The following is a 12,614-nucleotide window of genomic DNA, read 5'->3' as shown; positions in this document are numbered from 1 at the left end:
CAGCGCTGCGCCGTGTTCCGCCGCGCCCTGCGCGGCTGCTCCCTGCGCGGCAGCTCCGGCGGCATCGCCATGCTCCGCTGCACCTACTGCCGCGCCATGCTCAGCTGCACCTGCTGCCGCGCCATGTGCGGCGGCACCGGCGGCATCGCCCTGTTCAGCGGCGAGCCCCTGCGCAGCCGTCGCCCCGTGCTCTGCAGCCCCTGCACCCACTGCCGCACCATTCGCCCCCGCAGCGCCCTGCGCGGCGGCCGGTCAGTAGGCGGTCCGGTGATGGAGGCGATGCGCCGCGCGGCGCAAGAGGCAGTGTTCTGCGAGACGATTCTCGCCAAGTCCGGCGACAATATTCTGCTGGAGACACTGCGTGGCGCCACACCCGTCACCTGGGATCATTATCCACCCGGCGATGTGTTTGATCGCGATAGCGGCGCACAATGGTATTATCACTGCCACAATGCCGGGCCGGAGGCAGCCGAACACGGCCATTTTCACTGCTTCATCCGTCCGCAGGGCAAGGATGGGCCGATCCATCATCTGGTGGCGGTCGGGGTGGATGCCTATGGCAAGGCGATCCGGCTTTTTACCGTCAACCAGTGGGTGGTCGACGATGTCTGGGCCGATGCCGACACCACCATCGCCCTTCTGGACGCGTTCGACGTGCAGATGGCGCGCCCTTCCTACCTGGTCAACCGTTGGCTGACCGCCATTATTGGCTTGTATCACAACGAGATTGCGGCGCTGATCACCCAGCGCGATGCGGTGCTTGCAACCCATGTGCCGCCCCATGGCACCGAAACCCGCCAGGACCGAGCGCTTGAGGTAGTCTCGCAATGCAGCATCGAGCTGCAGGCGCGCGCCGCCGAGCTCGGCATCTGAGCCGGCAGCCTCGGCCCGACCGCGTTGCCCAGGCTACGCTCAGGCTACAGGGAACGCCTGAGCTGCCGAGGGCGTTGATCACGAGGACCTGCACACAAGGATAATGGACCATGGATCATTCCCAGCATACGCCTCTCAGCAGCGGTGAACTCACGCCGGAAAATCTCCAGGGCGCGACCATTTACGGCGCTGACGACGCAGCAGTGGGCCAGGTCTCGCATCTGCATGGCAGTGGCGCCGCCTGTCAGGTCGTTGTCGATGTTGGTCGCTTCCTGGGTCTGGCCTCCAAGCCGGTCGTGCTGGGGTTGGGGCAATTGGAGTTCATGCGCGACCCAAAGGGCGAGGTGCATGCCGTGACGAGCTGGACCAGGCAACAGCTTGAGGACATGCCCGAGCATAGTGACTAGGCGCTGCCGGTGCTTACTTTTGAGCCCAACGCCCTGCTTGTCGGCTGCAGAAACCCAGCACACACAAATCGCCGCCGATTTGATCGGGATCAAGCTAACCGCCTGACTTCTGGATAAACTGTGGCAATGTAGTCCATGGGAGATCTGAGATGGAAATACGCAATATTGTCGTCGGCTTGACCATCGATTTGGTCGACCCGGACCTGGTCGCATTGGCAGTGGATCTGGCGCAGCAGCACAAGGCCAGCCTGACGGGGTTCACCGCCGCGCAGCCGCCAGTTGTGGCCAGCGTTGGCGCGGGTGACGTCGCTGCGACGCTCTACACTGAGCAGCTCAATGAAATTGAGGCCTCCGTTGCGGCGGCACGCGAGAAATTTACAGCGCTGGTGCCGGCCAGTCTCGAGCACAAATGGTCCGGTCGCGTGCAGCAGCCTTCCCTGGGCCTGATCGACATTGCGCGCACCGCCGATCTGATCGTCATCGGCTCGCAAGGGGAAACCCGCGATGCCGGTTATCGCACCATCGATATTGGCGAAGTGCTGCTGGGCGCCGGTCGGCCCGTACTGCTCGCCGCTGCCGGATCGACGCAGCTCAAGGGCGACAAGATCATCATCGCCTGGAAAGACACCAAGGAGGCGCGCCGCGCCATCGTGGATGCCTTGCCCCTGCTCAAGGCGGCCAGTGACGTTCAGGTGGTTGTGATCGACGAAGGCAATCTGGCAGCCGAACGGGCCAGCATGCTGGACGCGGTGGCCTGGCTGCAAAGTCACGATGTGGAAGCGCGCGGTGAAGTCTTGCCCGATGAAGGCGGGGCCGCCCAGTCCATCACCAGTGCAGCGCAAACCATGGGTGCTGACTTGATCGTCAGCGGCGCTTATGGCCACAGCCGGCTGCGCCAATGGCTGATCGGCGGTATGACCCGCGATCTGCTGGCGACGCCGGGCATCCACCGCTTCCTGTCCAACTAGCGACGCCATTTCTGGTGGCGCTGCTGATTATGCAGGGCCACCAGCACTAGGTGTTGTCTCGCGCGCGCCTCAGCGCTCCCAAAAACGCGGCCAGTAGATGTCGCTGTCAAAATCCTGCGGGATGGTCGAGAGGCGGGAAATTGCCTTGGCGGCATATTCGACCTGCAAGGCATAGTGGCGGACATCCTCAGGCATGGGCTGCCCGGTGAGAAATTCACGCGTACGCCAGTCATTGAGCCGGATTGCGCGTAGTCGTCGATGGGCTTCGGCCTCGACATCCTCGATCCGTATCGCCACCAGCCCGGATAGTGGATCATGCCGGGAAGGCTCGGTCCACTCTCTGCTACCCTCGATTACCGCGAAACGCACCTGGTCCCCTGCTCTCTGGCAGTCTGCCCGCGCGGCCCTGCCTCTGTCATGACAATGACACGGACCCCTTACCGAACCGGTAACGTGGCGGCTTGGCAAGTTGGCTGGTCATGCTAGAACGGCCAGCATGTCCATCCTTTACGTCATGGCCGCACAGGCCGAGTACGGCCCGCACCTGCAGACCAGGATCAAGCCCCTGATGACCGGCGTGGGGCCGGTGGAAGCAGCTGTCGCTGTGACGCGCGCTTTGGCAGAAGCCCGACCCTTGCCGCGCCTGGTGGTGTCGCTGGGATCGGCCGGGTCACGCACGCTGGCCCAATGCGGGATTTATCAGGCCGTTTCGGTCAGCTATCGCGACATGGATGCCTCGGCGCTGGGCTTTCCCAAGGGCCAGACGCCATTCCTGGAGCTGACTCCCGTACAGGCGCTTAGCCCGAGCATTCCCGGACTACCAGGCGCAAGCCTGTCGACGGGCGCCAATGTCGTTTCGGGCCCCGCCTATGACGGGATCAATGCCGACATGGTGGATATGGAAACCTATGCGGTGTTGCGGGCCTGTCAGGCCTTCGGTGTACGCTTGGTCGCGCTGCGCGGAATTTCAGACGGCGCCGCCGCGCTCGGGCATATCGATGACTGGACGCAGTATCTGCATATCATCGATGAAAAGCTGGCCGCCGCAGTCGACCTGGTCGAGGTGGCGATGGCCACCGGTCGTCTCTAGCGCTTGGAGCGCTTCTTGTCGCGACGGGCCCGGCTCCAGGTACTCCACTTGCGCATGCCACGCACAATGGCGGTGTTGACCGGGCCTTGCAGGAAGGCCAGATCCAGCGCCAGCAGCAACAGACCCAGGGGCAGCATCCAGATGCCGAGCACTGGCAGAAAGCTGAAGACGCCGCCAAAGATCAGCACGATGCCCAGCGGAATGCGGAACCAGCGGGCACCGGGGCGGCGCAAATGCGCCAGAATACCAGCTGTTTGCGGTATGTGGCGCGCAATGCGGTCGAATTGGCGGTTCAGGCGAGCGCGGCTTTTTAACATTGGTGTCCCACGGATCGCGGATGCAGAGCCTATGATGTAGTGCGGCATAGCCCCTACGCCAAGGGACATTGATGCGTTGGCCAGCACCATTGGCGACAATCCGCCTTATGCGCGCCCGATTTGGGGGAACTTCCGGGTCTGGCCAGAGTTGAGTCAGTATCATCTTTCAAGGAGCGTCCAATGGCAACGACAACGCAACGTGCACTCAAGCGCGCAGAACACAGCGGCGAAGCGATATCTGACAACCTGGCGCAGCAGGTCGCGGCATTGCGCAAACAGGTCGACCAGATTTCGCATTCGGTGCTGTCCTACAGCGATCACACTTTCGATGACGTGCAGGAGAATGCGGTGGCCATTGCCCGTGAGGTCGGCCATCAGGGGCGCGTTGTGGCGCGTCAGGTCGGTCATCAGGCCAATATCGCCGGTAAGGCAGTGCGCGACAATCCGGTGCCGGTCATTGTTGCGCTGGGCACGATCGCACTGATTTCGGCCCTTATTTTCACCCGCGACTGAGCAATCTCAGCGCGTTAACGTTTCGCTAACCGTCCGGGTCAGGCCTTCCTTAAGGCTGCTGGGTCATTTCTGGTCGCAAATATTAAGTTGCGACTGGCGGAGACTGACCCATGCGGACGATCACCAGAGTGGCCTTGCGCGCAGCGGCCGTTGCCATTGTCGGGACCGGTCTGGGCGGGTGTAGCCTGCTCGGCATCAGCTTTGGCACGGCCCAGCTGAGCGCAAAGGAATGCATGATGCGGGCGATGTACTTCGAATCCAACCGCTCCAGTCCCGATGGCATGCTGGCGGTGGGCACGGTGGTGATGAACCGTTTCAACGATCCGCGCTATCCCAAGTCGATTTGTGGCGTGGTGGGGCAGAAGAACCAGTTCGCGCAGGGCGTTCTTACCCGCAAGATGACCGATAGTGGGGCGGTGCTGGCCTCTCAGATGGCCGATCAGGTCATCAATGGCGCGCGCCATTCGGGCGTCCGTGGCGCCAAGCACTTCCACACCGCCGGACTGCGCTTTCCCTACAACAACATGCACTATGTACTCGAGGCGGGCGGCAACGAGTTCTACGAAAAATACTAGGCGGCGCGTCGAATCGGCGACGCCGATGGCTCGCTAGAGTTTGGTGCCGGTGCGCAGCACATAGCCAATGACAATGGCGACTGCTTCATAGAGTTCGATCGGAATGGTGTCGTCGATCTCGATGCCGCTCAGCGCCTGGGCGAGCACCGGATTGGCCTCGATGATCACATCATTTTCCCGGGCCAGCGCGACGATCCGTTCCGCCACGATGCCCTGCCCTTTGGCCACCACGCGCGGGGCATCGCGGCTGCCCTTATCGTATTGCAGCGCGACAGCCAGCGAGCGCTCTTTGGGTTCATCGCTCATCGGCTGGAATCCACCAGATGGCCCGGATCTGACGGCTGTTGCGGCGCTGGCGGCGCGCCGTGCCGCACAATGACCGCGCCGGGCGCCAGGCCCGCGCCTTCCAGAGCACCGCGCAGCCCCTCAATGTCGGCCTCCAATGCCTCGGAGGTCGCCCGCTCGCTGGCCCACAGCATGACGCCGGTGGCGCTGCCGCGCAACGACACCTGCGCCCCCACCTCACCCAGACCCGGCAGATTGATGGCAAAGCGCATTTGCCAGCCGCGTTGTTCGGGATCTTCGGCGGCACCGTGTTGATCACGATGGATCTGGAGTTGCAGCAAGGCCAGGTGCCCGCCAATGACCACGGGCAGTTCTGTGCTCCAGTCGGCGGTTTTGACATGGGCTTCGGGCAGGGAGGCGTGCTGATGCAACCGCATCCGCGCCAGCGCGGATTCCGTGCGCTCAAGCAAATGCTTGCCGATCTCCTCGGCCCCGGCTGCCGGGTCAATGGGTGGGATATCGAGGGCGCGGGCCCGCGGGATCTTGCCGCGCAATGGTGGCGCGATCTGGGATACCGGCAGCACAGGGGTCTGTTGCCCGAGCCAGCTCGTCAGGGTCTGGCGCAAGGCCAGCATGGCCGCTTTCATATCGGCCTGAGGTGAGGTGAGTGGCGTTCCGGGCCGCATCAGCGCGGCCTCCTGAAACACGCCTGAGTTAAGCACGGCCTTCTGCAACGTGCCACCATCCAGCCTGCCGCCACCAATATTGATCTGATTGTTCAGGATCTGCTGGGCGGCCCGGGCGACCGGCTCGGGCAACGCCACCCTACTCGCGATGGTGTTCAAAGCGGTCGCCAGGCCGGCAAGGCTGTTTTGCTGCGGCAGCGCAGTCTGCACCATCTGAGCCAGCGCCGCCTGTGGCGTGCTGGGCATAAGCGGGGCCAGTGGCGCGGTGCCGGCGACCTGAACCGCCGCAACTATCGTCGCGGGGTTTACCGCGAAATTGGCTGGTACTGAGGCGGTGGCGGGATTGCCTGTCGCGGCGACATAGGGCGCAGCCTGACGCGGCACTGCAGTTGCAGGCTGCGCCACTGCGGTAGCCTGCGCCACTGCGTTAGCCTGTGCCACAGCAGTAGCCTGTGCCAAAGCGGCCGACGGGACTGCAGCAGCAGCCTGCGGCACAGCGGCCGGCGGTGTGGCTGGGCCAAGCGGCGCCGCTGACACGGGTGCACTGGGCGCTGCAGCGCTGGTAGTGGCGATCACCGGCGGCGATCCAGGGCCGGTCGCGGCTGGCAGAACGCTGGCAGACTGTCCGGCTGCCGGAACGCCGGCTGCCTGGGCCTTCGGTGCGCTGGTGGCTGAGCCCGGCGGCGGTGGGGCGGTTGGCGCGGGCTGGGCGGCACGCGTCGGTGCTGCCATCACAGCGGCGGGCGCTGCTGGGTTGGCCGGAGTCTGGACCACTGCGGAAGTCGTTATTTGGGTGGCCGGGGCGCCGGGCAGCAAAGGGGCCAGCGGCGAGGTCGGACTGGCCTGCAGCGCCAGCCTGAGTTGGGCGCCATTACCCTGCACCTCAAGCCTGAGCGTTTCGCCGGGTTTGGCCGCCTGCGGCAGAATCAGGTTCAACAACTGACCCGAAATCTGCACTTGCGTTGCACCATTGAGCCCGGGGCCGACAACCCTGGCGTCGACGATCTGTCCCGCCTGCAGCGCAAGCGCCTGCAGGGCTCCGCTGCGGGCAGCCGTAGCAATCTGGGGTAGCTGCTTGGGGATAATCATGGTGGACCTGCCCCGCCGCGCCATGCGGCAGCGCTAGTGTAGCGCAGCGCCAGCATCCAATGATTCTGCCTCGCTTGGGAAACTTAACGATGTGTGAGCGATGTTAACGAAGGGGACAGTATCACTGCCACCTAGTCCGGGCGGACGTCGGTATAGGTCTTGGTCGCCGGTTTGCCACGGAAAGTCACCCAGAAGAAGTTCAGCGTATAGGTACCCGCGGTCCGGAAAACGCCCTCCTTCTCAAGGCGCCGGCCGGAAGTCTTCATCTTCAGCGCAAAGGTCCACTTGACGGCGCCAACCTTGGATAGACGCACCGCCACATCGGTATCTTCGCCAAAAAAATCGATCGAGCGATCATAGCCCCCGACCTGCTGCCAGGCTGCCCGCTTGAACACAAAATTGCCGCCCTGCACCACTGAGCCAACCCGCAGGATGTAGCGGTTGAGCACGTAGATCAGATAGGTCAGGCCGTAAAACATGTTGACCAGCAGGCGGTTCCAGAAACTCATGTCGTAATAGACATAGGGGCCACTGAGGCAGACGAGCTTGGGATCGCGAGCAAACTGCTCGAAAACGGTGTCCAGCCAACCAGCCGGAACAATCGTGTCACTATCGATATTGGCAACCAGGTCAAAGCCCTCGGTTGCCGCAAAGCCGGCATCACGTGCATTCACCAGGCCCTTTTTTGGCTCATCCACAACGCGAACGCTGGGGTAGCTGCGGGCAATTTCACCCGTGCGGTCAGTGGAGGCATTATTGACCACGATGATCTGCGCATCGACGCCGGCACGGGCAATTTCGGCCACCACGGAGTCGAGGCACTTGCCGATCAGCGCCTCTTCATTATAGGCGGGTATGACAAATGCCAGTTTCATTGCTGCCTCGCATCAGGCCGGAACAGGCCCCGGTCGGTGCAAATAGCGCCTGTGGGCAGATTGGGCAACACAAAGCGCCGTTTTTCCATGGGCGCTGCCCTCAGGATGCCAATTGCGCGCCCTGCCTGGTCGACCGGAGGGAAAATGCCCAAAGGACAATTGGCCTCCGGCTGACGGCAGCGTGGTAGTGGCTAGCCGATATAATCGCGCTTGCCGATGGGCGCGCCATTGGCCCGCAGGATGGCGTAGGCGGTGGTGATGTGGAAGTAGAAATTCGGCAACACCCGCTGGGTCAGGTAGACCAACCCGTTCTCCTGCAAGTCCTTGCCGCCCAGCCTCAGCGTCACCTCACGGGTCTCGCTGCCCGCCAGATCGGCCGGCTTGATGGTGGCCAGCAGGTCGAGCGCCTTGCCGATGCGGGTGCGCAACTGGTCGAACGTCTCTTCGGTATCGGGCCAGGAGGGAACATCGCGCTCGGCCAAGCGCGACACGCAGCCCTTGACGTGATCGGTGGCAATCATCACCTGTCCGCGAAACGGGATCATGTCGGGCGCCAGCCGCGCATTGGCCAGCACGGCGGGGTCGAATTTGCGCTCGGTGGCGTTGGCCTCGGCTATGTCCATGATAGTCAGTAGATTGGTCAGCATGCGGGTAAAGACCGGCACGGTCAGGTCATAAACAGCGATCGGCATGGGCAGACACCTTGATTGTCGGGACACGAAAGGGAACAGTCCCATGCGCTTGCATGGGCAAGCTGACAAGTGAGTTTGCTATGCGCCCCAATCAAGACCAGTCAACGGCCCGCAAATCTGCCCGGTTAACCGGGTTCGAGCGACTGCGGTCAACGCTGCGCCTGCTCTATCACAGCCAGTCGCCCAAGGCGCAGCGATTCCAGATGTCGGTGCTGGTGGTGGATCTGGCGATCATTGCCTTCTTCATCGCCTCGCCGCTGCTGCGCGAGTACGAGTCTTTCCTGTGGATCGACTATTCGATCGCGCTGCTGCTGGCCGCCGATCTGACGGCGCGGGCCCTGGCCTCGACCGATATGTCGCGCTGGGTGCGGCAACTTCCGGTCATCATGGACATCTTCATTCTGGTGACCCTGCTGGCCCCGACCTGGTTCTTCAACCTGGGCTTCCTGCGGATCTTGCGCCTGTGGACGCTGACCCGCAGCAGCACCTTCTGGCGGCCGCTGCATCGACGGGGGCTGTCAATCTACCGCGAGACCATCCAGGCGGTCATCAACCTGCTGGTGTTCCTGTTCGTCGTCACCGGCTTCGTCTACACCGCTTTTGCCAACCGCGGCACGGACAGTATCGCTGGCTATGTCGACGCGCTCTACTTCACCGTGGCCACGGTCACCACCACCGGCTTCGGCGATATCACGCTGCCCGGTCCCGGCGGCAAGCTGTCCTCCATCGCCATCATGATCGTGGGCATTTCGCTGTTCGTGAAGCTGGCGCAATCCATCTTCCGGCCCAACAAGGTACACTTCCCCTGTCCGCAATGCGGCCTGCAAAAGCACGACCCCGATGCCGTGCACTGCAAGGCCTGCGGCCATATTCTCAACATCCCCGATTCCGGCTACTACTAACGGATAACCGCCAGCCGGACGCGGAAACAGGCGCCGGGCAGCGGTCCTGGCACCAGTTCGAGCGTGCCATTCATCCGGGCCACAATCTGGCGCGAGATGGCCAGTCCCAGCCCCGCGCCCGTCTGATCGCTGGCGCCGTGTTTGCCGCGCGAGAATTTCTCAAAGATCAAGGTGCGTTCGCCCTTGGGAATGCCCGGGCCATTATCGGCGATTTCCACCACGTAATTGCCGGCCTTGACCGATGAGACGACCCGCACCACCGGGTCCTCGGCGTCGTTATATTTGACAGCGTTGGAGACCAGGTTGATGAACACTTGGCAGAGCCTGTCGGCGTCACCTTCGACCATGGTCACGCCAGCACGTTCGCCAAGTTCCACCTGCATGCCACGTTGGCGCAACAGCGCTTCACAAACCCTCAGTGCCCGATTCAGCGCGTCTTCGGCATCAATGGGTGCATTGTCCCAGGCTCTTTCTCCGCGCTCTAGCGCGGAGAGATCAAGGATTTCGTCGAGCAATTTGGTCAGCCGCAGGCTTTCCTGATGAATGGTGGAGACGAAATGATGGCGCTGGGATTCGTCAATCCCCTCGGGCTCGAGCAGAATTTCCGAGAACGAGCGGATCGAGGTCATCGGGGTGCGCACTTCATGGCTGACCTGGCTGAGAAACTCGTCCTTCTGGCTGTCGAGTTCGCGCAATTGCACATTGGCATCCTCGAGCTTTTGCGCGGTGGAGCGCAGTTCGGCCGAGGTCTTTTCCAATTGCTGGGAATATTCGATCACCTGCTGGGTTTCGTCGACCATCTGCATGACTTCTTCGAGCGAAACATCGCTACCCGAGACGACCTTGGACAGCATCACATGGGCGGATGCCGCGCCGATCGAGCCCGCCAGTTCACGCTCCAGCTTGCCGATGAACTCCGAGGACGGTTCCAACTGGTCCGGCGCAACGCCAATCTCGCGCGCCGCCGTCTCGAACAGCGCAGCGGCGCGCCGCTCGCCCAATACCCGTTCGGCGACGAAGAACAGGTCATTGGCCGTGGCAGAGCCGCGTACAAAATTGCCTTGCGCGACATGCCCCCGCCGAAACACGTCGACAAACAGCGTCGCCTGAATGCGCTCGAGCGAGGATTGGCTGGTCAGCAGCGAGACCACGGTCAGCGTCACCACATTGATGCTCAGGCTCCAGAACGCGGCGTGGCTGAGGGGATCGAGCCAATCAAGCCCGAACAGCGCCTCCGGCCGCAGCCACATGATGCCCCAGGGACCGCTGTGCAACAGCATCGCCACCTGGGGCGATACCGACTCGAACGAGGGCAGGAAACTGCACCACACCCAGACGACAAACCCCGCTGCGATGGCGGCAGTCGCGGCCTGCAGAGAAGCGTCCCGCCAGAACAGGGCGGCCAGAACCGCGGGAAAAAACTGGGCAATCGCCGTAAATGAGATCAGCCCGATTGGCGCCAGGGCGTCGGAGTCGCGGGTGAAGAAGAAATAGAAGAAGCCCAGCGACAGGATCAGCACGATGGAGAAGCGCCGGGCCACCAGCAGTGAATGGCTGACCCCCTGCCCGTCGCCACTGCGCCTGCCGGTACTGAAGCGCAGCACCAGCGGCATGACGATGTGGTTGGACACCATGATCGACAGCGCAATGGATTCAAGGATGATCATTGAAGTGGCCGACGAGAACCCGCCAATGAAAGCAAACAAGGCCAGCGCATCCTGTCCAAAGGCCATGGGCAAGGTCAGCGCGAACATGTCCGGGTTCGATCCCGCAGGCATCACGATCAGACCGAACATGGCGATGGGCAGGATAAACAGGCTCATCACCAGCATGTAGCCGGGGAAGGCCCAGCTCGCGACGCGCAGGTGATTTTCGTCAGAGTTTTCGACCACCGTCACCTGAAACTGGCGCGGCAGACAGACAATGGCGGCGATAGACAGACCCAGAGTGGTCAGCCAGCGGCTGTCAAAGGTGTCCTGGGGTTGCTCGCCCACCCCCAGTTCTGCAGCGCCGCTGAAAATGCCTTCAAGACCCCCGCCAGTGTAGACCACGAATATCCCCACAGCCACGAGCGCCGTCAGCTTGACGATGGCTTCAAAGGCGATCGCGGCCACCACCCCGTGATGCTGCTCCTTGGCGTCGACATGACGCGTACCGAACAGAATGGTGAATACCGCCATCGCTGCAGCAACACCAAAAGCCAAGCCAACATCATCAATGCCGGCAAGGCTGCCCTGCCCGAACTCGGAGGCACCGGCCACCGTCTGGATGGATGAGGTGACTGCCTTGAGCTGCAGCGCGATATAGGGCGCGATGCCGATCACGGCGATGCAGGTCACCAGCACCGCCAGCCGGTTGGATTTGCCAAACCGGGATGACAGCAAATCGGCCAGCGACGTGATGCGTTGATTATGGCTGATCCGAACCAGCCGACGCAGCAGAAACCACCAGCCGACAAACACCAGTGTGGGACCGAGATAGATGGTCAGGAACTCAAGCCCGCTGCGGGCGGCGTTGCCTACGGCGCCGTAAAACGTCCAGCTGGTGCAGTACACCGAAATGGACAGGGTATAGACCGCAGGCGAATGCAGAAATGATTTCTTGTTCGACCGGGCCCGCCGATCACCGAAAAACGCCAGCACAAACAGCAGACCAACATAACCAACCGCTGTGGCGATGACGAAATCGGCCGACAGCATTAGTCGGTCTCCCGCTCGGCGGCAGGATCGGCAGGCTCGTCCGGCAGTTGGCGCGCCAGCGCTGCCGTCCCAAGAACCAGCAGCAGCCAGACGCCGAACAGATAGATAACGATCTGGGGGATGCCGGAATGGCTGATCGGCTGGTTGAACACGTAGACCAAGGGCGGCACCAGCAGCACCGTTCCAAACACCGTCAGCACCAGCATGCTGGCAACCAGCTTACGCCGTTCCACCTTGCCCACCCAACAATTGCCGTACCGCGCCAACAACATCGGCATTGGCGTAGGGCTTGGTCACGAAGCCATCAGCGCCCAGTTCATCGGCCGTCCGGCGATCCTGTTGCTGGCCCTTGGCCGTCAATATGAGCACCGGCAAATCGCGCAGTTCCACATCGGCACGGATCTGTTTGAGAATGTCAAAGCCGCTGCGTCTGGGCAGCATGACGTCGAGCAACAACAGGCGTGGCGTCATTCGCCGCACCGCGTCCAGCACTGCATCGCCATCGGTCACCGAACGGATGCTGTAGCCGGCACGGCGCAGTATGAAGTCGAGCGATTCCAGAATGCTCGGTTCATCCTCAGCAATAAGTATGTCGATTGCCAAATTTCCCCCTTGTCAGACGCGGTCTCCCCTCCGCGAATGC

General features: G+C 62.5%; 16 protein-coding genes. 7 read left to right on the top strand and 9 right to left on the bottom strand.

The genetic code is table 11. The features are described 5' to 3' along the window. Nucleotides 1-270: 270 nt before the first annotated feature. The 3 genes from ABFY71_RS16445 to ABFY71_RS16435 all read left to right on the top strand — a co-directional run bounded on the left by ABFY71_RS16445 (nt 271) and on the right by ABFY71_RS16435 (nt 2,248). A complete protein-coding gene (locus ABFY71_RS16445) occupies nt 271-873 on the top strand; it encodes a DUF6969 family protein (RefSeq protein ID WP_347947054.1) in 603 nt (200 codons plus the stop codon). 110 nt (nt 874-983) lie between these two features. Continuing rightward, entirely contained in the window at nt 984-1,280 is a 297-nt protein-coding gene (locus ABFY71_RS16440) for a PRC-barrel domain containing protein (RefSeq protein WP_347947029.1), read from the top strand. Nucleotides 1,281-1,429: 149 nt separating this feature from the next. Then, nucleotides 1,430-2,248, top strand: coding sequence for a universal stress protein (locus ABFY71_RS16435; RefSeq protein ID WP_347947028.1), 819 nt, complete (start codon nt 1,430-1,432; stop codon nt 2,246-2,248). Between the two features lie 69 nt (nt 2,249-2,317). Here the strand turns inward: ABFY71_RS16435 and ABFY71_RS16430 are convergent, their stop codons facing one another. Next, nucleotides 2,318-2,617: a hypothetical protein gene (locus ABFY71_RS16430; protein ID WP_305580891.1), complete on the bottom strand. Its 300-nt coding sequence runs from the start codon at nt 2,615-2,617 to the stop codon at nt 2,318-2,320. Nucleotides 2,618-2,717: 100 nt separating this feature from the next. On the opposite strand from ABFY71_RS16430, the gene ABFY71_RS16425 reads away from it, so the two are divergent. After that, the gene (locus ABFY71_RS16425; RefSeq protein ID WP_347947027.1) at nt 2,718-3,338 is read left to right on the top strand and encodes a 5'-methylthioadenosine/S-adenosylhomocysteine nucleosidase; all 621 of its coding nucleotides are present in this window, start codon (nt 2,718-2,720) and stop codon (nt 3,336-3,338) included. Here ABFY71_RS16425 and ABFY71_RS16420 read toward each other — a convergent pair. Beyond that, complete coding sequence (locus ABFY71_RS16420; protein WP_347947026.1) at nt 3,335-3,655, bottom strand: hypothetical protein; 321 nt, start codon at nt 3,653-3,655, stop codon at nt 3,335-3,337. The genes ABFY71_RS16425 and ABFY71_RS16420 overlap by 4 nt on opposite strands. 180 nt (nt 3,656-3,835) lie before the next feature. Here ABFY71_RS16420 and ABFY71_RS16415 point away from each other — a divergent pair, with 180 nt between their 5' ends. Both ABFY71_RS16415 and ABFY71_RS16410 read left to right on the top strand, forming a co-directional pair. Continuing rightward, the gene (locus ABFY71_RS16415; protein ID WP_305580886.1) at nt 3,836-4,168 is read left to right on the top strand and encodes a hypothetical protein; all 333 of its coding nucleotides are present in this window, start codon (nt 3,836-3,838) and stop codon (nt 4,166-4,168) included. Nucleotides 4,169-4,278: 110 nt separating this feature from the next. Beyond that, on the top strand, nt 4,279-4,743 hold the full coding sequence (locus ABFY71_RS16410) for a cell wall hydrolase (protein WP_305580884.1): 465 nt from the start codon (nt 4,279-4,281) through the stop codon (nt 4,741-4,743). Nucleotides 4,744-4,776: 33 nt separating this feature from the next. Here the strand turns inward: ABFY71_RS16410 and ABFY71_RS16405 are convergent, their stop codons facing one another. From ABFY71_RS16405 to ABFY71_RS16390, 4 genes are all read right to left on the bottom strand, one after another. Further along, nucleotides 4,777-5,049, bottom strand: coding sequence for an EscU/YscU/HrcU family type III secretion system export apparatus switch protein (locus tag ABFY71_RS16405; protein ID WP_347947025.1), 273 nt, complete (start codon nt 5,047-5,049; stop codon nt 4,777-4,779). Continuing rightward, nucleotides 5,046-6,803, bottom strand: a complete 1,758-nt coding sequence (fliK, locus tag ABFY71_RS16400; protein WP_347947024.1) for a flagellar hook-length control protein FliK — start codon at nt 6,801-6,803, stop codon at nt 5,046-5,048. The genes ABFY71_RS16405 and fliK overlap by 4 nt, the downstream gene beginning before the upstream one ends. A 131-nt stretch (nt 6,804-6,934) precedes the next feature. Continuing rightward, the gene (locus tag ABFY71_RS16395) at nt 6,935-7,678 is read right to left on the bottom strand and encodes a glycosyltransferase family 2 protein (RefSeq protein ID WP_347947023.1); all 744 of its coding nucleotides are present in this window, start codon (nt 7,676-7,678) and stop codon (nt 6,935-6,937) included. A gap of 191 nt (nt 7,679-7,869) precedes the next feature. Then, nucleotides 7,870-8,370, bottom strand: coding sequence for a DUF1993 domain-containing protein (locus ABFY71_RS16390; RefSeq protein ID WP_347947022.1), 501 nt, complete (start codon nt 8,368-8,370; stop codon nt 7,870-7,872). Between the two features lie 80 nt (nt 8,371-8,450). On the opposite strand from ABFY71_RS16390, the gene ABFY71_RS16385 reads away from it, so the two are divergent. Continuing rightward, nucleotides 8,451-9,272: a potassium channel family protein gene (locus ABFY71_RS16385; RefSeq protein WP_347947021.1), complete on the top strand. Its 822-nt coding sequence runs from the start codon at nt 8,451-8,453 to the stop codon at nt 9,270-9,272. Here the strand turns inward: ABFY71_RS16385 and ABFY71_RS16380 are convergent. The 3 genes from ABFY71_RS16380 to ABFY71_RS16370 are packed head-to-tail and all read right to left on the bottom strand — an operon-like array spanning nt 9,269 to nt 12,574. Further along, the gene (locus ABFY71_RS16380) at nt 9,269-11,971 is read right to left on the bottom strand and encodes an ATP-binding protein (RefSeq protein ID WP_347947020.1); all 2,703 of its coding nucleotides are present in this window, start codon (nt 11,969-11,971) and stop codon (nt 9,269-9,271) included. The genes ABFY71_RS16385 and ABFY71_RS16380 overlap by 4 nt on opposite strands. Then, nucleotides 11,971-12,204, bottom strand: a complete 234-nt coding sequence (locus ABFY71_RS16375) for a hypothetical protein (protein WP_347947019.1) — start codon at nt 12,202-12,204, stop codon at nt 11,971-11,973. The genes ABFY71_RS16380 and ABFY71_RS16375 overlap by 1 nt, the downstream gene beginning before the upstream one ends. Further along, nucleotides 12,191-12,574: a response regulator transcription factor gene (locus tag ABFY71_RS16370; protein WP_347947018.1), complete on the bottom strand. Its 384-nt coding sequence runs from the start codon at nt 12,572-12,574 to the stop codon at nt 12,191-12,193. Before ABFY71_RS16370 ends, ABFY71_RS16375 begins: the two co-directional genes overlap by 14 nt. Nucleotides 12,575-12,614: the final 40 nt, after the last annotated feature.

The organism is Devosia alba (genome assembly GCF_039938915.1).
Lineage (GTDB): Bacteria > Pseudomonadota > Alphaproteobacteria > Rhizobiales > Devosiaceae > Devosia > Devosia alba.
The sequence above is the reverse complement of the archived record's forward strand: the minus strand, read 5'-3'. Positions and strand labels throughout refer to the sequence as shown.